General features: G+C 51.5%; 23 protein-coding genes. All 23 read left to right on the top strand.

Annotated elements, in window-relative coordinates:
• Window position 1 precedes the first annotated feature (1 nt).
• The 23 genes from fliG (at window position 2) to cheB (ending at window position 20,805) form a co-directional block, all read left to right on the top strand.
• A complete protein-coding gene (fliG, locus tag NYE24_RS06575; protein ID WP_036692485.1) occupies window positions 2-1,018 on the top strand; it encodes a flagellar motor switch protein FliG in 1,017 nt (338 codons plus the stop codon).
• On the top strand, window positions 1,011-1,859 hold the full coding sequence (locus NYE24_RS06570) for a FliH/SctL family protein (RefSeq protein WP_036692487.1): 849 nt from the start codon (window positions 1,011-1,013) through the stop codon (window positions 1,857-1,859). The genes fliG and NYE24_RS06570 overlap by 8 nt, the downstream gene beginning before the upstream one ends.
• Complete coding sequence (fliI, locus tag NYE24_RS06565; RefSeq protein ID WP_036692488.1) at window positions 1,852-3,165, top strand: flagellar protein export ATPase FliI; 1,314 nt, start codon at window positions 1,852-1,854, stop codon at window positions 3,163-3,165. The genes NYE24_RS06570 and fliI overlap by 8 nt, the downstream gene beginning before the upstream one ends.
• Before the next feature lie 6 nt (window positions 3,166-3,171).
• On the top strand, window positions 3,172-3,615 hold the full coding sequence (gene fliJ, locus NYE24_RS06560; protein WP_036692490.1) for a flagellar export protein FliJ: 444 nt from the start codon (window positions 3,172-3,174) through the stop codon (window positions 3,613-3,615).
• Between the two features lie 18 nt (window positions 3,616-3,633).
• Window positions 3,634-4,584, top strand: a complete 951-nt coding sequence (locus tag NYE24_RS06555) for a kinesin (RefSeq protein ID WP_235218363.1) — start codon at window positions 3,634-3,636, stop codon at window positions 4,582-4,584.
• A gap of 22 nt (window positions 4,585-4,606) precedes the next feature.
• The gene (locus NYE24_RS06550; protein ID WP_342478318.1) at window positions 4,607-6,082 is read left to right on the top strand and encodes a flagellar hook-length control protein FliK; all 1,476 of its coding nucleotides are present in this window, start codon (window positions 4,607-4,609) and stop codon (window positions 6,080-6,082) included.
• Window positions 6,083-6,109: 27 nt separating this feature from the next.
• Window positions 6,110-6,643: a flagellar hook capping FlgD N-terminal domain-containing protein gene (locus NYE24_RS06545; protein WP_036692493.1), complete on the top strand. Its 534-nt coding sequence runs from the start codon at window positions 6,110-6,112 to the stop codon at window positions 6,641-6,643.
• Window positions 6,640-7,023 carry a TIGR02530 family flagellar biosynthesis protein gene (locus NYE24_RS06540; RefSeq protein WP_076158282.1) on the top strand — a complete coding sequence of 128 codons (384 nt, stop codon included), beginning with the start codon at window positions 6,640-6,642 and terminating at the stop codon, window positions 7,021-7,023. Before NYE24_RS06545 ends, NYE24_RS06540 begins: the two co-directional genes overlap by 4 nt.
• Before the next feature lie 123 nt (window positions 7,024-7,146).
• On the top strand, window positions 7,147-7,965 hold the full coding sequence (gene flgG / locus NYE24_RS06535; protein WP_076158285.1) for a flagellar basal body rod protein FlgG: 819 nt from the start codon (window positions 7,147-7,149) through the stop codon (window positions 7,963-7,965).
• A gap of 112 nt (window positions 7,966-8,077) precedes the next feature.
• Window positions 8,078-8,302 carry a flagellar FlbD family protein gene (locus NYE24_RS06530; protein ID WP_036724671.1) on the top strand — a complete coding sequence of 75 codons (225 nt, stop codon included), beginning with the start codon at window positions 8,078-8,080 and terminating at the stop codon, window positions 8,300-8,302.
• On the top strand, window positions 8,299-8,766 hold the full coding sequence (locus tag NYE24_RS06525; RefSeq protein WP_036692501.1) for a flagellar basal body-associated FliL family protein: 468 nt from the start codon (window positions 8,299-8,301) through the stop codon (window positions 8,764-8,766). The genes NYE24_RS06530 and NYE24_RS06525 overlap by 4 nt, the downstream gene beginning before the upstream one ends.
• 39 nt (window positions 8,767-8,805) lie before the next feature.
• A complete protein-coding gene (gene fliM / locus NYE24_RS06520) occupies window positions 8,806-9,804 on the top strand; it encodes a flagellar motor switch protein FliM (protein ID WP_036692509.1) in 999 nt (332 codons plus the stop codon).
• Window positions 9,794-11,128, top strand: coding sequence for a flagellar motor switch phosphatase FliY (gene fliY, locus NYE24_RS06515; RefSeq protein ID WP_036692512.1), 1,335 nt, complete (start codon window positions 9,794-9,796; stop codon window positions 11,126-11,128). Before fliM ends, fliY begins: the two co-directional genes overlap by 11 nt.
• Before the next feature lie 26 nt (window positions 11,129-11,154).
• Entirely contained in the window at window positions 11,155-11,520 is a 366-nt protein-coding gene (locus NYE24_RS06510; protein WP_036692515.1) for a response regulator, read from the top strand.
• Window positions 11,521-11,529: 9 nt separating this feature from the next.
• A complete protein-coding gene (locus NYE24_RS06505; RefSeq protein WP_342478317.1) occupies window positions 11,530-12,060 on the top strand; it encodes a flagellar biosynthetic protein FliO in 531 nt (176 codons plus the stop codon).
• Window positions 12,057-12,821: a flagellar type III secretion system pore protein FliP gene (fliP, locus tag NYE24_RS06500; RefSeq protein ID WP_036692519.1), complete on the top strand. Its 765-nt coding sequence runs from the start codon at window positions 12,057-12,059 to the stop codon at window positions 12,819-12,821. The genes NYE24_RS06505 and fliP overlap by 4 nt, the downstream gene beginning before the upstream one ends.
• A 22-nt stretch (window positions 12,822-12,843) precedes the next feature.
• Entirely contained in the window at window positions 12,844-13,113 is a 270-nt protein-coding gene (fliQ, locus tag NYE24_RS06495; RefSeq protein WP_036692523.1) for a flagellar biosynthesis protein FliQ, read from the top strand.
• Window positions 13,114-13,117: 4 nt separating this feature from the next.
• The gene (gene fliR, locus NYE24_RS06490; protein WP_036692526.1) at window positions 13,118-13,909 is read left to right on the top strand and encodes a flagellar biosynthetic protein FliR; all 792 of its coding nucleotides are present in this window, start codon (window positions 13,118-13,120) and stop codon (window positions 13,907-13,909) included.
• Between the two features lie 22 nt (window positions 13,910-13,931).
• Window positions 13,932-15,026 carry a flagellar biosynthesis protein FlhB gene (gene flhB / locus NYE24_RS06485; RefSeq protein WP_084648837.1) on the top strand — a complete coding sequence of 365 codons (1,095 nt, stop codon included), beginning with the start codon at window positions 13,932-13,934 and terminating at the stop codon, window positions 15,024-15,026.
• A 20-nt stretch (window positions 15,027-15,046) separates the two neighbouring features.
• The gene (flhA, locus tag NYE24_RS06480; RefSeq protein ID WP_036692533.1) at window positions 15,047-17,080 is read left to right on the top strand and encodes a flagellar biosynthesis protein FlhA; all 2,034 of its coding nucleotides are present in this window, start codon (window positions 15,047-15,049) and stop codon (window positions 17,078-17,080) included.
• A complete protein-coding gene (flhF, locus tag NYE24_RS06475; protein WP_342478316.1) occupies window positions 17,077-18,501 on the top strand; it encodes a flagellar biosynthesis protein FlhF in 1,425 nt (474 codons plus the stop codon). Before flhA ends, flhF begins: the two co-directional genes overlap by 4 nt.
• Window positions 18,498-19,379 carry a MinD/ParA family protein gene (locus tag NYE24_RS06470; protein WP_036692542.1) on the top strand — a complete coding sequence of 294 codons (882 nt, stop codon included), beginning with the start codon at window positions 18,498-18,500 and terminating at the stop codon, window positions 19,377-19,379. Before flhF ends, NYE24_RS06470 begins: the two co-directional genes overlap by 4 nt.
• Window positions 19,380-19,413: 34 nt before the next feature.
• Entirely contained in the window at window positions 19,414-20,805 is a 1,392-nt protein-coding gene (gene cheB / locus NYE24_RS06465) for a chemotaxis-specific protein-glutamate methyltransferase CheB (RefSeq protein ID WP_342478315.1), read from the top strand.
• Window positions 20,806-20,839: the final 34 nt, after the last annotated feature.

Here is a 20,839-nt window from a genome sequence, read left to right as displayed (position 1 = left end):
GATGGCAAAAGCTAGCCAGCAGGGACTCAGCGGCCGTCAAAAGGCGGCGATCCTGCTTATCACACTAGGGCCTGAAGTATCGGCACAAATATTCAAGCATCTGCGGGATGAGGAAATCGAACAGCTGACGCTGGAAATTGCGAATGTACGCAAAGTGGACAGCGGGGAAAAAGAGTCGATCATGTCCGAATTCCATCAGATCTGTCTCGCACAGGAATATATCTCTCAGGGTGGTATCAACTACGCCAAGGAGATCCTTGAAAAGGCGCTCGGCTCGGCAAAGGCGCTCGAAGTGATCAACCGCCTGACAGCAACACTGCAGGTAAGACCCTTCGATTTTGCCCGCAAGGCAGATCCGAATCAGATTCTCAACTTCATCCAGAACGAGAATGTGCAGACCATTGCACTTGTACTCTCTTATCTGCAATTTGAACAAGCGGCCTCTATCCTGTCTTCTCTGCCTCAGGAGAAGCAGGCCGAGGTAGCCAGAAGAATAGCGATTATGGACAGCACCTCTCCAGAGGTCGTAACCCAGATCGAACGTGTGCTGGAACAGAAGCTGTCTGCTACAGTCACCCAGGATTATACGAATGCAGGCGGTATCGAATCGATTGTACAGATTCTAAACGGTGTTGACCGCGGTACAGAACGGACTATTCTCGATTCCTTGGAAATTCAGGACCCGGAGCTGGCCGAAGAAATCAAGAAGCGGATGTTCGTCTTCGAAGATATCGTCAATGTGGATAACCGTTCCATTCAGCGGATTATCAAGGATATCGACAACGCGGACTTGCAGCTTGCGCTCAAAGTGGCCAGCGAGGAAGTGCGGGATGTTATCTTCCGCAATATGTCTAAGCGTATGGCTGAGACCTTCCGCGAGGAAATGGAGTATATGGGACCCGTGCGGCTGCGTGATGTGGAAGAAGCACAGACCCGCATCGTAGGCACGATCCGCAGACTCGAAGAGTCTGGTGAAATTATCATCGCCCGTGGCGGAGGAGATGACATTATTGTCTAAGCTGATCAAACATTCTCAATATATTCCCGTAGATGTGCTGAAGCGTCTTGAACAGGCCAGACATCATGCAGGCCTGACTGAAGAGCCGGCTCCAGAAGAGCCTTCAGGTGAAGTCCACTACCAGGACCCCGCCAGGGAGGCAGCGGAGCAGTCCCGCAAGCAAATGCTGAAGGATGCTCAGGAGTTCGCGGAGAGTCAAGTCCGCAGCGCTTCCGAGGAAGCGGAGAATATTGTGGAATCAGCACGGACTGAAGCTGAAGAATGGTGGCGCGAGCGTAGAGAACAGGATGAGCTGCTGATCGAAGCCGTCAAATCCGAGGGCTATCAACAGGGGTATCAAGAAGGTCTGGCCCAAGCAGAGCAGGAGATGTCCCGGCGTCTCGCCGAGATGATGGACGAAGCGCAGACCGTGCTTCAGGAAGCGTACCGGGCAAGAGATGTAATTATTCAGGAGGCGGAGCCGTTTCTTGTAGAGCTAAGCTGTGATATTGCTGAGAAAATCGTGGACAAGCAACTCACCGTTGAACCGCAATTTGCGATGGATCTGATCCGTAAGAATCTGGCCCGCAAACGTGAGCAGGGGCTGATCTCACTCTGTGTGTCTCCTGCACAGTTTGCTTTTGTCAATGCGGCCCGTGAAGAACTCTCGCTTGCTGTGGACTCTCAGGCTGAGCTGCAGATTCTCCCGGATTCAACGGTCAGAGATCTGGGGTGTGTGATCCGGTCTTCCTTCGGCAGCATCGATGCCCGGGTTGATACCCAGCTTGCCGAAATTAAAAAAGAACTGCTAAGAATCGCTCTGGACTCAGATGAACACAGAAATGGGGACGACGATGCTTGACAGCAGAAGATACAAAGATCAGCTGCGTAACTTCGATCCGGTAAGGATTAACGGTAAGGTTACTCAGGTTATCGGGCTGATGGTGGAGTCGGAAGGGCCAGACGCCAGCATCGGTGATGTGTGTTATATCTATCCTGCCAAAGGAAGTAAGCCGCTTCAGGCAGAGGTTGTAGGGTTCCGTGATAACAAGGTGTTGTTAATGCCGCTTGGCGAACTGCAGGCTATCGGGCCTGGTTGTGATGTAGTGGGCACCGGCAAGCCGCTTAGCGTTCAAGTCGGCTCGGAGCTGCTCGGGAAGGTTCTCGACGGTCTGGGACAGCCGCTGGATGGTTCACTGATACCGGCCAGAATGCCGCACAGCTCCACCTTCAACATTCCGTCCAATCCGCTTAACCGTCCGCGGGTCGCCGAACCGATCAGCATTGGAGTCCGGGCTATTGATGGACTTTTGACTATCGGTAAGGGGCAACGTGTAGGGATTTTTGCCGGCTCGGGTGTGGGGAAGAGTACCCTGATGGGCATGATTGCCCGAAACACCTCGGCAGATGTCAATGTGATTGCGCTGATCGGTGAACGGGGCAGAGAGGTGCTTGATTTCATTGAGCGCGATCTGGGACCCGAAGGTCTTCAGCGTTCGGTGGTCATTGTGGCCACTTCCGATCAGCCTGCACTGATCCGGATTAAGGGGGCGCTGATCGCCACTACGATTGCCGAGTACTTCCGCGACCGTGGTCTGAATGTCATGCTGATGATGGACTCGGTAACACGTTATGCGATGGCGCAGCGTGAGGTAGGGCTAGCAGTCGGCGAGCCTCCGGCGATGAGAGGGTATACACCTTCTGTATTCGCCAGTCTGCCTAAGCTGCTGGAACGTGCTGGGACGGGCCCTACAGGCTCAATCACCGCGTTCTACACGGTGCTGGTTGACGGTGACGATATGAACGAGCCGATAGCAGATGCTGTGCGCGGCATTCTGGACGGACATATTGTTCTGAACCGGAATATAGCCAATAAAGGACATTTTCCAGCGATCGACGTTCTCGCAAGCATCAGCCGGGTGATGAAGGATATCGCCCCGGAGGAACAGATTGCAGCGGCCGAGAATGTGAAGCGCTTGATGGCGGTGTATAAGGATTCCGAGGATCTGATTAACATCGGAGCCTACCAGAGGGGCTCTAACGCGCAAATCGATGAGTCGATGCATTACATCGACAGCATCTGGGATTTCACCAAGCAAAAGGTGAACGAGAAGGTAACCCTCAGCGAAGTGCAGCAGACTTTAATTTCACAGTTCTCGAGGAGTTGATTGATCATGAGATTCCATTATACTTTTCAAAAAGTGGTGGACTTGAAGGGTAACGAAAAAACACAGGCAGAGTGGATGCTCTCAAGCGCGCTCGGAGAACTGCAGGCACAGGAAAAAAGCCTTGATGAATTAACTGGTCAGCGCAGCACGCTGATGTTGTCCCTGCAAAGTGCAGCACAGCAGAAGACACCGATGGCTAAGCTTCGTGAAATGCAGGATTACGTGGATTATCTCGACAAATGCATTGCCCGTAAGCATTCCGACATTAGTAGGGCACATGTCGAGGTTCAGAATAAGCAGGATCACCTGAGTACGAAGGTTCTGGATGAGAAGGTATGGCTCAAAGCCAAAGACAAAGCACAAACCGCATTTCTGCAGAATATGAGTTTACGGGAACAAAACGAACTGGATGAGATGGCTACCGTCCGCTTCGCGATGAAATCCCTCTAACCCGGGAGGTTTCCGCTAGTGGCAAATAATCAGATGGAACTTGAAGATGAAGGGTCGGCAGGCAAATTAGAGCGTTTTTTGTTCTTGATGATTCCAATCATTTTCACGCTTGTACTGCTTGGGGTACTGCTCACCCTATTTAATATGGATATCCGCAATAACGTGTTGGCGATTGCCAACAAAATTCCTGTTATAGAGAAATGGGTGCCTGATCCGCCCGCGGACCCGGCAGCGCCGGGTGAAGCCGCAGAGGAGAATCCGCCCGCAGAGAGTAAAGAGCAGGCCGCGAGCTCCGCGAGCACGATCAAAGAACTCAAAGCTCAACTTACCGCTGGGGAGGAAAAACTGAAGAAGGCTGAAGAAGACAAGGCGGCGGAGACCACCAAGGCCGAAGCACTTCAAAAGCAGGTTGATGAGTTAAAGACCGCTGCTGAAACGGCCGCAGCCACCGAGGAAGAGGAAGATCCTTATCTGAAGAAAGTGACGGATCTGGCTAAGCTGTATGCCGGGATGAAGGCCTCCAAAGCGGCGCCGATTATGGAGAATTTGACTACCGATGAGATGGTTCAAATCTTCAGTGTGATGAACAATGCCAGCAAAACGGCCATCCTGGAAAAAATGGATGCCAAAAAAGCGGCAGATGTCTCCATAAAGCTAAAAGAAACCACAAATTCAACCGATATGGCTATTGCAGCCCTGCAATCCCGGCTAAAGCAGGAGGCTGGTACTGCTACTCCCAAGCCTTCAGCTAATCTGGATCAGGAGAAGCTAGGCCAGACCTTCACCAGCATGCCCGCTGCGGATGCGGCAGTGCTGCTTGGCTCCATGTACAGCCTGAGTCCGGATAAAGTCATCACGGTGCTGAATACGGTCAGTGACTCGGTCCGCTCCTCCATTTTGGGGGAGATGACCAAGAAAGACAGCAAGCAGACAGCCAAAATTGTCAACCGTCTGATGGGCGGGAAATAACTTTTGAAGGGAGGTGAAAAAGATGAGTATTATTCTACAAACCTTAACCGCAGGCAATCTGGCTGCTTCCGGCGGAACAACGCAGGGGACAACCGGGACAGTTAACCCGTCGATGCCATTTGCCCAGACGCTTGTGCAGAGCATGGGGGGAGTTACGACTGCCAAAGGCACTGAGACTCCCGTAGCCGGTAATTTAGCTTCATTATTGCAGGGACTCCTCAGTGCTGTTCAGGCTAAGGGAGAAGAGGCAGGTAGTACAGATGTTAAGCAAACGAAGCTGCTGGAAGGTCTTGTGCAGGATATAGAGAAGCTTGACACCAGTCTGGAGGCTGATCCGGCACTAATTGCTGCGCTTCAAAGTTGGCTGCTTCAAGTATCTGCTCTTGTGTCCGGCAATCCCTCTCCAGGTTCACAGGATGCCTCAGCTACTGTTGCTGACACATCCATCAGCTTGTCGCCACTTGCCAAGAACCCTGAAACCCTGCGCTTTGCCATTCAAGATGAACTGAACAGCCTGGTTCAACGGGTTCAGATAGCAGCTGTCAGCGGGGATCAGGAGACTGCTGCCAAAGGAGCTGCGCTTCTAAATCAATTCTCAGCTATTATGGCGGAGAGTGCACCTGTTAATCACAAGTCCATGGCTAACAAGACTCCAGCAGTTGTTGATGCTCCAGCGGTGTCGCTTAAGCAGGCAACGGAAAGCGAGCCTAGGGTGGGAATGTATAGCAAGGGAGATTTGGCAACGGATGTCCGTAGGTTATTGGGGGCTTCAGCGAGCACAGGTTTCATGTTGAATGCAGCAGCTGTGGCTGGCAATTCCGAAGCTGTAACTGCACCTGAGGGTTCCACTCCTATTGCCGCGGTAGTGACTGCCACATTGAAGGAGACAGTGTCTGCCGAAGATCCTTTACTATCTGGAGAAGGGACGACTCAGGAGCCGGAGGTTGTAACGGCCGGCCAATTATCGCTGCGGCACGGAATTACTGCACCGCTGAAGGCGGAAGCCGCGCCAGTGCCGGTCCAGCAATTCGCCCAGGAGATGAACACCTTCATCAGCGGTAAGCTTGAGATTGTCAAGAAGGGCGGAGTGGCTGAAGCTACGATCACCTTATTCCCAGAGAATCTTGGACAAGTGGATGTGAAGATTACCATGCAAAACGGAAATCTGGTGGCACAGTTCATGACCCAGCATGCCGGAACCAAGGATATGCTTGAGCAGCAGATGAGCCAGCTTCGATTGGCATTGCAGTCCCAGGGACTTCAGGTAGAGCGCCTCGAAGTGACGCAGAACAACAACTCCCCTCAGTCACAGTGGACCGGAGGGCAGGGTCAGCAGACAGGCGCGGGCGGACAGCAGCAAGGCAGACGTTCGCGGGAACACCAGGAAGAATCGGCAGATGCCGTGCTCGCCGCAGAGCTTAATGGCGAATGGAAGGATTGGGTTTCTGCTACCCAGCAAGATACCAACCAGAGCGGCGGATTCTCAACCAAGATTTGATGAACAGAACAAGCGAGGTGAAATAATATGGCAACGAATCCCGTGTCTAACAGCAACCAGTGGAATTATGTAGCGAATGATAAGACACCCAAGACCACAGGCACCTCTACACTGGGCAAGGATCAGTTCTTGAAAATACTGATTACCCAGCTGCAGAACCAGGACCCGATGCAGCCGATGGAGGATAAGGAATTCATCGCTCAAATGGCTCAATTCTCATCTGTAGAGCAGCTTATGAACATATCCACCCAGCTTACAGCACTGAATCAGTCTCTTGGCTCTGTGTCAGGATTGATCGGGAAGGATATCACCTGGACGGATGCTGAGACGAAATTGCCGAAATCAGGCAATGTTGAATCGATTGTTGTCAGCAGCGGGGTGCAATACGCAGTGGTAGGCAAGGAGCGTATTGCTCTAACAGATATTACGCAAATTCAGAATGCTGGTACTACACCTCCAGCGGGCAGTGAGACTCCAGCGGCTAGCGAGAGTCCAGCAACCAGTGAGACTCCGGCAGCCAGTGAGACTGCGACAAACGGGGAGAGCGGGGAGACATCATGAGTGACAGAATAACTATCGGACAATTATATCCGGCAGCTGTACATCCTTCCGCCTTGCAACGTCAGCAATCTGTTAAGGGCTCCTCAAGTCCTGAAGCGTCGTTCGAGAGTGTGCTGCAGAAGAATATGTTGAAGTTCAGTAACCATGCAGCCAAACGCCTGGAGCAGCGGGGAATCGAGCTTGGCAGCCGCCAACTGGATCAGATCTCCTCTGCGGTAGACAAAGCAGCCGCCAAGGGCAGCAAAGAATCTCTGATTCTTATGAAGGATATGGCACTTATTGTTAGTGTGAAGAACCGGACAGTTGTTACAGCGATGGATGGCAATTCAATGAAGGACAATGTATTCACGCAGATTGACAGTGCAGTAATTATATCTTGACATCGGCTGGTCCTTACTGGAGAGCCGATAGTGGCTGCCGACCGACTGACGCGGCCACCACTCCAGCTTCATCTTTCAATTCTTAAGAGTCAGAAGACTCTATAACCGGGAGGACGATTAATAATGTTAAGATCTATGTACTCAGGGGTTTCAGGTATGCGCGGATTCCAGACCAAGCTCGATGTCATTGGTAACAATATTGCGAATGTCAATACCATCGGCTTCAAGTCAGGACGCGTGATGTTCAAGGATATCATGAGCCAGACGGTCTCCGGGGTTACAGCACCCGTGGATGGCGGACAAGGCGGTGTCAATGCCAAGCAGATCGGTCTTGGGGTGTCCATCGGTTCCGTTGACACCCTGCATACTGGGGGGAGTGCGATGACTACCAACAACCCTACAGATCTTCGAATTGAAGGAGACGGATTTTTTCTGGTGAAGCTCTCGGGCGATCAGGATGTTCCCTTCCTGACCCGTGCCGGAGATTTCCATGTGGATGCCAGCCGCAATCTAGTGACCTCGGACGGACTGCATGTCCTTAATTCAAATTCAGAAGCTATTCAATTAGACGAGGGTGCTACATCATTCTCTATCTCCAGTGATGGTACGATTTTGCAAACGTTGGGGGATGGGACAATAAATTCAGATTTATTGATCGGTGTTGCCAAAGTCAGCAATCCGGGAGGCCTTGAGAAAATCGGCGGCAACTTGTACCGGATGACCTTAAATGCAAGTGCTGAAGGTGCGCTGGAGCCGACAACTGCCAACAATGCAGAAGTAGGGACAGGTACTATCGTTGCCGGCCAGCTGGAAATGTCCAATGTGGATCTGACCGGTGAGTTCACGGAAATGATTGTTACCCAGCGTGGATTCCAGGCGAATTCGCGGATTATCACCACTTCCGATGAAGTATTGCAGGAAGTAGTTAATCTGAAGCGTTAAGCTTGATTATTAATATGTAACTTGCTGAAAAATAACGTTTTGCCCGCAGCGGAAATGTTATTGCAGTCGTGGGGGAGGATCTCCTCCCCCTATTTAGGTTAGGAGGCCTGTCATGATTTCGGTAACAAGATTGAACGGGGCGGGGATGTGGCTGAATGCCCTGCTGGTTGAAATGGTTGAAGAATCACCGGACACGTATATTACGCTGGTAACCGGCAAAAGACTGATCGTGCTTGAAAAAGCCGATGAAGTCATTAGCAAGATTAAGGAATATAACAGGGACATAGGCACACACGCTGCCACCATTAAAGTCCAGTCAATGGAGGAGCTTTCATGAAAAAGATGCTGCCATGGCTCATCACGATATTGCTGGCCGTTACACTTATCGTAGTCGCTGCATTCTTACTAATGGACAAAATTTTCCCAGGTGATGGGAATGAAGTGAGCAAGGCTGTCCAGAACGTGGAGACGAAGAAGATGACTGCTGATCAAATTGTTGAGATGACAGCCGAAATCAAAGATATCAAAACTAATCTTGCCGATCCCGATTACATCCTTTCAGTTGACATCGCGCTTCAATTAGATTCGGCGTCGTCCAAGGAAGAATTCGAAAAGATAAAATCTATTAAAATAACACCGCTGATTATCAAAGCGATTGCCGATGCCAAACCCGAGGAGTTGAATGGGGCCAGCGGCAAAGATCAGTTCAGCAGCAAACTGGTGAATATCATCAATAAGAACCTGACAGAAGGTTCCATCACCCAGATTGAATTCACCAAATTCATACTGGCATCTATGTAGCTGCAGGCGGGTCTATTCTTTGATGGGGGGGTGATTGAATTGGTTGATGTACTATCACAAAACGAAATTGATGCTCTGCTTGCTGCACTTTCATCCGGTGAAATGGATGCCGACGAACTTAAAAAAGAAGAAACCACTAAAAAGATCCGCTCTTATGATTTCAAACGGGCCGTGCGTTTCTCCAAAGATCATATCCGCAGCCTTACCCGGATTCATGATAACTTTGCCCGCTATCTTACAACGTACTTTTCGGCCCAATTGCGCACCTTCGTGCAGATCAATGTCGTTCAAGTAGAGCAGCTCCCTTATGACGAGTTTATCCGCTCCATTCCCAAAATGACGATATTGAATATTTTTGAGGCCGAGCCGCTGGAGGGCCGGATGGTGATGGAGGTGCATCCGAATATTGCTTTTGCAATGCTGGACCGTCTGCTTGGCGGCTTCGGAACGGCACCCTCCAAAATCAATGCGTTGACTGAAATCGAAACGACCATTATGGAGAGGATTTTCAGCAGATGCTTTGAAAGTCTGCAGGAAGCCTGGAAGACAGTGCTTGATATCCATCCCAGGATGGAGGCGCTGGAAACGAATCCGCAGTTTATGCAAATTGTATCGCCAAATGAAACGATTGCCCTGATCTCCCTCAGTACCAAAATAGGAGACACGACGGGGATGATCAACCTTTGTATCCCGCACGTTGTGCTGGAGCCGATTATGTCAAGGCTCTCGGTGCACCAGTGGTTTGTCTCCGAGAAAAAGGTGCGGGATGAGGTAGAGCTCGAAGCCATCCGGGCACGGGTTCACCGGGCGCAGCTTCCGATCGTGGCGGAGCTTGGCGAATCGAATTTATCCATTGCTGAATTTCTCGGGCTCAGCATCGGCGACGTGATTTCTCTTAACAAGACGGTGGATTCCGGTCTGTCGATTAAGGTGGGGGACAAGCTGAAATTCATTGGAAGTCCGGGGATGATCAAAGAACGTGTGGCTGTGCAAATAGACGAGATTGTCAGCGAAGGGGTTGAAGAGTTTGACGAGTAAAGATTATTTGTCCCAGGAAGAGATAGATGCTCTTCTTAGACAGTCTGCGGAAGGCAACTTGGCTCCTTCACCGAAGACCGTGGATGATTACTTAACACCTTTTGAACAGGATGCACTGGGAGAAATTGGGAATATCACCTTCGGAAGTGCGGCAACCGCACTCTCCACCCTACTGGGTAAGAAGGTAGACATTACTACCCCTAAGGTTTCCATTATTACACGCGGAGAGTTCGAGGAAGCCTTTCCCAAACCTCATGTGGCTGTTCACGTACAGTATGTCGACGGTTTCCAGGGCATCAATTCTCTGGTTATCAAGATCAGGGATGCACAGGTCATTGCCGACTTGATGCTCGGTGGGGAAGGAGATCCTAAGGACGAGGAACTGAATGAGATTCATATCAGTGCCGTGCAGGAAGCGATGAACCAGATGATGGGTTCTTCCGCTACCTCAATGTCAACGATCTTCAACAGATTCGTCAATATTTCTCCGCCAGGCATTGACATTCTTAACATGTCGAGCGGAGAAGGTGTAGGAAGCCTGCCGGATGATGAGACGCTAATCCAGATTTCCTTCCGCCTCAAGATCGGCGATCTGATTGATTCCACCATTATGCAGCTGCTGCCTGTACAATTCGCCAAGGATATGGTGACCATGCTGCTAGGCGATGTCAGCCAGGCTGACCAGGAAGCGGCCGTCTCCTCTGCGGAAGCAACACCGCCTCCGGCTGCGGCAGCCGCACCAGCGCCTGCACCGGAACCGGCACAGGCTCCGCCTACAGCTCAGCAGCAAATGCCAGCGCCGGAGGCGGGAGGGTACCCTCCGCAATATCCGCCGCAGGGCCAGGGAATGCCGCCTTATCCGGGAATGCCGGAAGGGGGATATTATTATCCTCCGGCAGGGATGCCGGCGTATGGGATGCAGGGCATGCCGCCTTACGGAATGCCGCCGCAGGGCATGCCCTATCCGCAGCCTCAGGCGCAGAATCCTGCACAGGGCCGTAATGTAAATGTGCAGCCTGTGCAATTTGCGAATCTGAGTGCAGGGGCTTTTGGCAATATTGACGAAAATAATTTAAATTTATTGATGGACATACCACTGAAGGTAACCGTAGAATTAGGAAGGACCCAGAAGCAGATTAAAGATATTCTGGAAATGTCGCAAGGTTCAATTATTGAACTGGACAAGCTGGCAGGTGAGCCTGTTGACATTCTGGTTAACAACAAGCTCATTGCCAAGGGGGAAGTCGTAGTTATCGACGAGAACTTCGGTGTCCGCGTTACGGATATCGTCAGCCAGTGGGACCGTATACAAAAATTACAATAAGCATACTTAGGGAGGATTTTGTAAAAATGGCTAACCGAATTCTAATCGTGGACGATGCAGCATTTATGAGAATGATGATCCGGGACATTTTGTCGAAAAACGGATTTGAGGTAGTGGGTGAAGCCCAGGACGGTTCACAGGCTATAGAGAAATTTAAGGAACTGCGTCCGGATCTGATCACGATGGATATCACCATGCCTGAAATGGACGGAATTGCCGCCCTTAAGGAAATCAAAAAAGTAGATGCCAATGCCAAAGTCATTATGTGTTCAGCCATGGGTCAGCAGGCTATGGTTATTGATGCAATCCAGGCCGGTGCCAAAGACTTTATTGTGAAGCCGTTCCAGGCAGACCGTGTCATTGAAGCCATCAACAAAACGCTGGGTATATAGGAACGAGGTATGTTATTTGCTTCCGGAACGCTCGGAGACAGTAGTAATGCCCTGCTGAATTTATTGAAGGTTGTTTTTTTTCTGGCAGTCATTGTTATTCTTATCGTGCTGCTGATCCGTTTTCTGGGACGCCGCAATCAGACTCTGATGAGCGGCCGTTCCATCCGTACGCTGGGTGCGCTGGGGCTGGGTCCGAATAAGTCGATTCAGGTCATTGAGCTGGGCGGCAGCCTCTATCTGATCGGAGTGGGCGAGGACATCACTATGATGGATAAGATCACCGATCCGGCAGAGGTGGCGCTGATTATATCCGCTTTTGAAGACCAGGCCTCAGGAACAGACAACTTCATTGCACCGCTTATCGGCAAAATCAAGTCCAAGCTGCGCGGTGAGGTGCCGTCCCAGGAAATTGAGATTCATGAGACTTCGTCTTTCTATGAGACGCTGCAATCCAAGCTTGCCCTGTCGCCAGAGCGCAAGGAGAAGCTGGAGGAACTGCGCAGGGATGAGGATCTCAGGAAAGAGTCGGAGGATTTATGAAAAAAAAGCTGATTCTTTCTTTTTTGTTGCTTGGTATTTTCAGTGTGCTGCTCCTGCATCCGGTTCATGCTGACCCGATTCCTAATATCAATATCTCGGTGGGAGACAATGATGCTCCAAGCGGGGGTACGAGCTCCATCTCTATCCTGCTGCTGGTAACGGTGCTTAGCATTGCTCCTTCATTCCTGGTGCTGATGACCAGCTTCACGCGGATTGTGATCGTACTGGGGTTCGTGAGAACCTCACTGGGTACACAGCAGATGCCACCGAACCAGGTGCTTGTAGGACTGGCTCTGTTCCTAACCTTGTTCATTATGTCGCCGACACTGGCAACTGTGAACGAGACGGCCTTACAGCCCTATATGAAGGGCACTCTGACCCAGAGCGAAGCTCTGAACAAAGCGCAGGAGCCGATTAAGGAATTTATGTTCAAGCAGACGAATACGAAGGACCTGCTGCTGTTCATGAACTATACCGGCAATAACGCTACAGTGAAGCCAGCCAGCTATAATGATATTCCTTTAACAGTAATGGTACCTGCTTTTGCAATCGGCGAGATGAAAAAGGCGTTTACCATGGGCTTTATGATTTTTATTCCTTTTCTTATTATTGATATTGTGGTGTCCAGCACCCTGATGGCCATGGGGATGATGATGCTGCCGCCGGTAATGATATCGTTGCCTTTCAAAATTATGCTCTTTGTGCTGGTGGACGGCTGGTACCTAGTAGTCAAATCACTGCTGCTGAGTTTTAACACCTGACTTGTAAGAGGAGGTACATGGGATGAATGCGGAGTTTATTATCGGCCTGGCCGGCCAAGCCGTATATTTAGTGCTGGAGACCAGCGCCCCCATGCTGATTCTTGGTCTGGTGGTAGGACTGATCGTCAGTATTTTTCAAGCCACAACCCAGATTCAGGAGCAGACCCTGGCGTTTGTTCCCAAAATCGTTGCCGTACTGCTTGCTTTACTGCTGTTCGGTCCGTGGATTATAACGAAGCTGGTGGATTTCACCAGCCAAATTCTGGGCAGTCTCTATATGTATATCGGTTGAGTCTATGAATATAGAGACCCTGGTGCAAAGTTTTCCTGTCTTTCTGCTGATTTTTTGTCGAATTACCGCCTTTTTTGTTGTCGTTCCTGTCTTTTCGTCGCAAAGCGTGCCGACAACGTTCAAAATTGGTTTGTCTTTTTTTGTATCGATGGTCATCTTCAGCTCAGGCAGCATGAATATTACAGTTCCGCAGGATCTGGGGTTTATCCTCCTGATTATCAGGGAGGCATTAATCGGGCTGTTGCTTGGGTTTATCGCCTACCTGATGTTTATGACGATTCAGACTGCGGGCTCTTTTATCGATATTCAGATCGGGTTCGGGATTGCGAACGTCATTGACCCGATGACCGGGGCATCGGCACCGATTATCGGTAACTTCAAGTATATGATTGCACTGCTGCTGTTCCTGAGCATGAATGGCCACCATTACCTGCTGGATGCTATTGTATACAGCTATAAATGGGTGCCGATCGATAATGACCTGTTCCTCAAAATGATCGGCGGAAGCTTGTCAGAGTTTCTGATCCGCACCTTTGCTCAATCCTTTATGCTGGCCTTTCAAATGTCGGCTCCGCTGGTCGCTGCACTGTTCCTGACGGATGTAGGCCTGGCCTTCCTGGCGAGAACGGCTCCGCAATATAATGTGTTTGTCATCGGTGTCCCGCTCAAAATCATTATCGGTCTGGCGCTGCTTCTTATACTGATGCCGGGGATGGCTGCGCTGTTCCAGAATCTCTTCGAGATTATGTTCGAGTCCATGCACAACTTGCTTGGCCTCATTGGGAAGAGTCCTTAGGCTACGGTAAGGAGAGATTGTCTTGGCAAAACAGGCAAGATACAAACTGAACCTTCAGCTGTTCGGAGGAGATAAGACAGAGAAAGCCACTCCGAAGAAACGGCAGGACGCCCGCAAGAAGGGGCAGGTTGCCAAAAGTGCTGAAATGTCAGGCGCAGTGGTCCTCTTCTCGGCGCTGCTGTCACTGAGCGTCTTCGGCGGCTTCATGAAAGAACGGTTTATCAAGCTCTACACAGATGTGTTCCAGAACCGGATGATGCTTGAGGTAACACCGGAGAATATCACTACGCTGTTTAACCAGTACGGGCTGCAGATCCTCATTCTGCTTGCTCCGCTGCTGGGCATCACCTTCCTGCTGGCGCTCGTGGCTAACTTCGCACAGGTAGGCTTCATGGCTTCAGGCGAAGGAATTACGCCTAAGTTCAGCAAGATAAACCCCATCAAAGGCTTCAAAAATATTTTTTCCATGCGTTCCGTAGTAGAGTTCCTCAAATCTATCTTCAAGCTCATCCTGATTGCCTATCTGGTCTACAGTACGCTTTGGGGACAGAAGGAGAGTTTTGCACGCCTCTCGCATGTCGATGCGGAAGGGGCATACGCCTTCGTTGCGAAGCTGACCATGAGCCTGGGCATCAAGATTGCAGCGGCTCTTTTTATAATGGCGGTACTGGACTATATCTATCAGAAATACGAGCATGAGAAGAGTCTCAAGATGTCCAAGCAGGACATTAAGGATGAGTACAAAAAGATGGAGGGCGACCCCATCATCAAAGGCAAGATCAGGGAACGTCAGCGCAGAATGGCGATGCAGCGGATGATGCAGGAGGTCCCCAAGGCTGATGTTATCATCACGAACCCGACCCACTTTGCAGTCGCCCTGAAGTATGACGGTTCCACAATGGAGGCTCCTCAGATTATAGCCAAGGGCCAGGATTATGTGGCACTCCGCATCAGGGAACTGGCCAAGGAGCATGGTGTTGTAACGATGGAGAATAAGCCGCTGGCACGGGCATTGTTCCAGAGAGCGGAGATCGGTGATGTAGTGCCGGCCGATCTGTTCCAGGCAGTTGCCGAAGTGCTGGCCTATGTATATAAGCTTAAAGGCAAGAGGAGATAAGCCGGGGGAGGTTAAGGACATTGAAAGCTAAAGATTTAACAGTTCTACTGGGCATTATCGGTATTGTGCTTATGATGATTCTGCCCATCCCTGTCTGGCTTTTGGATGTACTGTTAATTGTCAATATCTCGATAGCCCTGACCATTATATTGGTCGCCATGAATACCAGAGATCCGTTGCAGTTCTCAATATTTCCTTCACTGCTCCTGATCACAACGCTGTTCCGCTTAGCGCTGAACCTGTCAACAACCAAGCTGATTCTGGCTGATGGCCATGCCGGGGAGGTCGTAGCGACCTTCGGAAGCTGGATTGCCAGGGGACAGATCGCTATCGGGTTCATTGTCTTTCTGATCCTGGTTGTGGTTCAGTTCATTGTTATCACCAAGGGTTCGGAGCGCGTGGCCGAGGTAGGCGCCCGCTTCACGCTGGATGCGATGCCCGGTAAGCAGATGAGTATTGACGCGGATCTGAATGCGGGGATGATTAATGAGCAGCAGGCACGGGAACGCCGCCGTAATGTCGAACGCGAGGCGGATTTCTTCGGAGCCATGGATGGTGCGAGTAAGTTCGTTAAAGGGGACGCCATTGCCAGTATCATCATCCTCATTATCAACCTGATCGGCGGCTTCATTATCGGTATGACCGTTCATGGTATGTCGTTCCAGACAGCACTCTCAACCTACTCTGTCCTGACCATCGGTGACGGTCTGGTCAGCCAGATTCCGGCCTTGCTGATCTCCACGGCTTCCGGTCTCATCGTTACCCGCGCGGCTTCGGAGGGCAATCTGGCCGAGGATCTGACCGGACAATTGCTGTCCTATCCGAAGCTTCTATACATAGTGGCTGCGACCATTGCGTTTCTGGGGTTCTTTACCCCGATTACGATTATGTCCACGCTTCCTTTGGCGGGGCTGATGGCTTATGCGGCTTACAGTATGGGACAGAAGGCCAGCAGGCAGCAGATTGCCGATGAACAACTGGTCGAGGAGAAGCAGATCGAAGAGGTGCGAAGTCCCGAAAGTGTTATCAATCTGCTTACGGTGGACCCGATCGAATTCGAATTTGGTTATGGTCTGATTCCTTTGGCGGATACGGGGCAGGGCGGCGATTTGCTCGACCGTATCATCATGATTCGACGGCAATGTGCACTGGAGATGGGTCTTGTCGTGCCGGTTATTCGTATACGCGACAATATTCAACTAAAACCGAATGAATATGTCATCAAAATTAAAGGAAATAACGTTGGCGGCGGTGAATTATTACTTAATCACTATCTTGCCATGAGTCCCGGGTATGATGACGAGTCGATTAGCGGGATTGAGACTATCGAACCATCCTTTGGTCTGCCTGCCTTATGGATCGATGAGTCGGTGAAGGAGCGGGCTGAGTTATCCGGTTATACCGTGGTTGACCCGCCTTCCGTTGTAGCCACGCATCTGACCGAGCTGATCAAACGGTATGGACACGAATTGCTGGGCCGTCAGGAGACGAAGCAACTGGTCGACAATCTCAGGGAGAATTACCCTGTGCTGGTGGACGAGCTCATTCCTTCCATTCTTGCTGTCGGGGATGTTCAGAAGGTGCTGGGCAAGCTGCTGCGGGAGAAAATATCCATCCGCGATCTCGTCACCATCTTCGAGACGCTTGCTGATTACGGCACTTATACTAAGGACCCTGATATTCTGACTGAATATGTACGGCAATCTCTCTCCAGACAGATTACCCAGCAGTTCTCTCAGACGGGGGAGACCCTGCGTGTCATTACCGTAGGTCCCGGGCTTGAGAAAAAGATTTCCGAGAGCGTACAGCAGACCGAGCAGGGCAGCTACTTGGCGCTTGATCCGGTATCTACCCAAACCGTCTATCAGCGGCTTACAGAGCAGATCAACCGTCTCCTGCAGTCCGGCCAGCAGCCGATTGTACTGACCTCTCCAACGATTCGCATGTATCTGCGACAGGTTATTGAGCGAACCATGCAGGATATCCCTGTGCTCTCCTACAGCGAGCTGGAGCCAAACATTGAAATTCAAAGCGTCGGGGTGGTGAACTTATGAGAGTGAAGCGTTATGTGGTCGATACGATGCCTGACGCCATGCATTCGATCCGCAGCGAGCTTGGAAGCGATGCCGTTATTTTAAGCACCAAAGAAATAAAGGTTGGCGGATTCATGGGTATGTTCACAAAAAAGAAGATTGAGGTTGTGGCTGCTGTGGAGAACGGTGCAAAGGCGGCTGCGCAGGAGAAGATTCCTGCACCGCCGATGAACGTACCGCGAAATGCAGTGCCAGAGGCCTATCAGAAGGCTGCCTCAGCCGCTGCTCCTCCTCTCCCGCCGCCTGTGACGGTAAGGGAGGCGGCAGCAGCCAAGTCGTTTGCCGAGATTGCCGCAGCACTGGCTGATCCACTGGAGCAGGGCGGAGGTGTCGCTGTGATGCCGCCTTTAGCCAAGACTGAGCCGCCGGTTATCCGCACTGAGGATATTGCAGCAGGCCAGCCGTCTGTACCGCAGCCGGAGGAGAGCCGGAAGAAGCTTGCAGCCATCTATGAATCGCTTGCAGCAGAACAGCCTGAACCTGAGAGTGCGAGTGCCTCTGCCACTGAGAGTGATGTCCTGCGGGAGATCCGGGATATGAAGCAATGGATGGAACGTATCGCACGTTATTCCTCAAGGGCTGCCGAGCTGCCGGATGCGCTGGAATCCTTACGTAGCCGCCTGATTGACCAGGAGACTGACGCTGTTCTCGTAGAGGAATGGATCGGATATGTTCTGGAGAGTTACCGTGAGGAAGGAAGCAGCTGGGGGCCGGAGCAATTCGAGGCTGTGCTTAGAGAGCAGATTGACGGTTTTCTGGCGGGACGAATTGCCGGCGGTATTGCCCCGGATACCCGGATTGTATATATTGCCGGGCCGACAGGGGTCGGCAAGACGACAACGATTGCCAAGCTGGCAGCGGAGCAGCTGTTCAAGCAGGGACGAAAGGTCGGGCTGATTACCTCGGATACTTACCGGATATCAGCCGTTGAACAGCTTAGAACCTACGCCTCCATTCTCAACGTACCGCTGGAGGTTGTCCAATCACCTGGAGATCTGCAGCGGGCGATGTTCCGGCTGGAGAGCTGTGATCTGGTGCTCATGGATACCGCCGGACGCAATTTCCGCAATGAAATGCTGGTGGCTGAACTACAGAGTCTGCTGGCCAAGGAGCTTAAGAGTGAGACCCTGCTGGTGCTGAGCCTGACCTCGAAGAGCCGTGACATGAAAAAGATCGCGGAGCACTTCGGCAGATACCAGCTGGATAAGGTTGTATTCACGAAGCTGGATGAAACTGGGAGCTATGGCCCGCTGTTCAATGTTCTGAATGATTACCCGCTAAAGCTCTCTTATATTACCAACGGACAAAATGTTCCTGATGATCTTCTAATGGCAACAGGGGAGCAGATTGGCGGCATGCTGCTGGGAACAGGGGGCGGGTGATGGACCAGGCGCAGGCGTTAAGACGGCTGGTCTCCAGTCAGGATACAAGGCAGGCTCCCGGAAGCGGTGCCTCTGCACGGATCATCACGGTATGCAGCGGGAAGGGGGGAGTCGGGAAGTCGAATTTCACCCTTAACTTCGCGCTTGCACTGAAGGCCATGGGACGGAGAGTTCTTCTGTTCGATGCCGATATCGGCATGGCTAATATTGATGTCCTTATGGGTGTCTCATCCAGATACAATCTGTACCACCTGCTCAAGCGGGAAGCAGATATCGGACAGATCATTCAGCTCGGACCGCAAGCGTTGCCCTTCATTGCAGGGGGTTCCGGGATGGACGAACTGTTCACACTCTCGGAGGCGGATCTGAATTACTTTACCACACAGATTGCAAGCATTGCCGATACCATGGATTTCATCCTGTTCGACACAGGGGCGGGGCTGTCCAAGGAAACGATGAAATTCATCACTTCTGCCGACGACTGCCTGGTGGTCACCACACCTGAGCCTACAGCAATTACAGATGCGTATGCACTGATGAAGGTTGTTCATAATTCGCATCCGGAGGTCTCGTTCAGACTGATTGTCAATCAGGCAGGGGATGAACGGGAGGCACGGGCTACCAGCGACAAAATCCGGATGGCGGCCAGCCGGTTCCTGCAGCTTGAGCTTCCCTTCCTTGGTTACATCAGCAGCGATCCGCATGTGGTACAGGCGGTTAAGAAACAAATTCCATTCTCAGTGGCTTTTCCGAACAGTATTGCAGCCAGGGATGTGCAGAGGCTTGCACAGAGTTATCTGGCTGTTGATTCAGTAGAAACCGCTAAAGTACAAGGCATCAAGGGATTCATCAGCAAGTGGTTGAAACGAAACAGATAATTGTTCTGAATTTGAGGGACAGAGGTGGAAAGCTATGAGGCCATATAAAGTTCTGGTTGTTGATGATTCTGCATTCATGCGCAAGATCATTTCCGATTTAATAGAGAATGATGCCGACTTTCAAGTCACAGCGACAGCTGCTAACGGACGTGAGGCGATTGAGAAGGTTAACGAGCTTTGTCCGGATCTCGTAACCATGGATGTGGAGATGCCTGAAATGAATGGCCTGGAGGCGCTAAAAAGTATCATGGCCCAGCGTCCGCTCCCGGTGATTATGCTGTCCGGTATCAATGAAGAGGGTATGAAGGAGACGATTCTGGCCTTGGAGTGGGGGGCTTTCGATTTCATCCGAAAGCCGTCCATTTCAAACTCCCAGGATATCATCGCTGTCGGAGAATCCCTCCGGGAGCAGATGAAGGAGGCGATGCTGGCGCGCGAGCGGCGTGAAGCCCGCGCTTCTGCCGTCAAATTGCCTGAGCCTCCTTCTCCTGCTGTTGAACTAACTGCTCCGCGGGCTAGTGTGGAACCGGTGAGACGAAAGCTGGAGCCCTCCAAGAGAGAGGCGGATAAAGCACCGCTTCAGGGCACGGAGAAGCCGAGGGTCAAGGCACCGATTGAACCGCCTGCTGACAAACGGAAGCCGGAGGCCGGAGCTGAGCCAGTTACTGCGAAGCGGGTAATCAAGCCCGCGCCAGTAGTGCCCAAATCGGCTCCCGAAAGGTTTAAAGGCCGTTCCAAGGAAGTGCAGGGCGCCGGATGGACTGGACAACGTGCAGCTGCTGAAATTGCTGCAGGTTCGTTCGTTGAACCTCCTGCAGCATCAGGAGGCCAGGTAAGCGGAAGCCGGGGCGTGCGTAAGCTGGTTGCTGTAGGCTGCTCAACAGGAGGTCCGAGAGCACTTAAGGCGTTCCTGGAGAACATCCCTGGAGACTTCCCGGCACCAATTGTCATTGTCCAGCATATGCCGCCTAACTTCACCAAATCGCTGGCCCAGCGCCTGAATACCTTTAGCGCGCTGGAGGTCGCGGAAGCGGAGCACGGTATGGTTCTCCGGCAGGGAGCAGCGTATATAGCCCCCGGGGGCTATCACCTGACAGTGGTTCCTGCGCCTGGCGGCCAATACATGATAGAGCTTACTAAGGAAGAGGTCCGCAATGGACATCGTCCTTCTGTAGATACACTGTTTGAATCGGTATTGAAGCTTACCTCGCTGGAACGTCATGCCGTCATTATGACGGGGATGGGCAGCGACGGGGCCCGTATGATGAAAGCACTCTACGATTCAGGGGTGACATCAACCTTTGCAGAGAGTGAAGAAACCTGTGTGGTTTACGGAATGCCGAGGTCTGCAGTAGAGTTGAAGTGTGTAAGACACATCCTGCCTTTGCAAGAAATTGCTCCAAGGCTGGTACAAGCCGTTAAATAATGGAATAGCGAACTCGAAGGGGAGGTACCCGCTC

The sequence above is a fragment of the Paenibacillus sp. FSL H7-0350 genome, assembly GCF_038593195.1.
Classification (GTDB): domain Bacteria; phylum Bacillota; class Bacilli; order Paenibacillales; family Paenibacillaceae; genus Paenibacillus_AQ.
The sequence above is the reverse complement of the archived record's forward strand: the minus strand, read 5'-3'. Positions and strand labels throughout refer to the sequence as shown.

What these genes read in the sequence shown, in the direction of transcription:
- NYE24_RS06530 (WP_036724671.1), top strand. Translation starts at nt 8,078, where the DNA reads ATGATTTCGGTAACAAGATTGAACGGGGCGGGGATGTGGCTGAATGCC.
- NYE24_RS06540 (WP_076158282.1), top strand. Translation starts at nt 6,640, where the DNA reads ATGAGTGACAGAATAACTATCGGACAATTATATCCGGCAGCTGTACAT.
- fliQ (WP_036692523.1), top strand. Translation starts at nt 12,844, where the DNA reads ATGAATGCGGAGTTTATTATCGGCCTGGCCGGCCAAGCCGTATATTTA.
- flhF (WP_342478316.1), top strand. Translation starts at nt 17,077, where the DNA reads ATGAGAGTGAAGCGTTATGTGGTCGATACGATGCCTGACGCCATGCAT.
- fliG (WP_036692485.1), top strand. Translation starts at nt 2, where the DNA reads ATGGCAAAAGCTAGCCAGCAGGGACTCAGCGGCCGTCAAAAGGCGGCG.
- fliI (WP_036692488.1), top strand. Translation starts at nt 1,852, where the DNA reads ATGCTTGACAGCAGAAGATACAAAGATCAGCTGCGTAACTTCGATCCG.
- fliJ (WP_036692490.1), top strand. Translation starts at nt 3,172, where the DNA reads ATGAGATTCCATTATACTTTTCAAAAAGTGGTGGACTTGAAGGGTAAC.
- fliR (WP_036692526.1), top strand. Translation starts at nt 13,118, where the DNA reads ATGAATATAGAGACCCTGGTGCAAAGTTTTCCTGTCTTTCTGCTGATT.
- flgG (WP_076158285.1), top strand. Translation starts at nt 7,147, where the DNA reads ATGTTAAGATCTATGTACTCAGGGGTTTCAGGTATGCGCGGATTCCAG.
- cheB (WP_342478315.1), top strand. Translation starts at nt 19,414, where the DNA reads ATGAGGCCATATAAAGTTCTGGTTGTTGATGATTCTGCATTCATGCGC.
- NYE24_RS06545 (WP_036692493.1), top strand. Translation starts at nt 6,110, where the DNA reads ATGGCAACGAATCCCGTGTCTAACAGCAACCAGTGGAATTATGTAGCG.
- NYE24_RS06505 (WP_342478317.1), top strand. Translation starts at nt 11,530, where the DNA reads ATGTTATTTGCTTCCGGAACGCTCGGAGACAGTAGTAATGCCCTGCTG.
- NYE24_RS06510 (WP_036692515.1), top strand. Translation starts at nt 11,155, where the DNA reads ATGGCTAACCGAATTCTAATCGTGGACGATGCAGCATTTATGAGAATG.
- NYE24_RS06550 (WP_342478318.1), top strand. Translation starts at nt 4,607, where the DNA reads ATGAGTATTATTCTACAAACCTTAACCGCAGGCAATCTGGCTGCTTCC.
- fliP (WP_036692519.1), top strand. Translation starts at nt 12,057, where the DNA reads ATGAAAAAAAAGCTGATTCTTTCTTTTTTGTTGCTTGGTATTTTCAGT.
- NYE24_RS06525 (WP_036692501.1), top strand. Translation starts at nt 8,299, where the DNA reads ATGAAAAAGATGCTGCCATGGCTCATCACGATATTGCTGGCCGTTACA.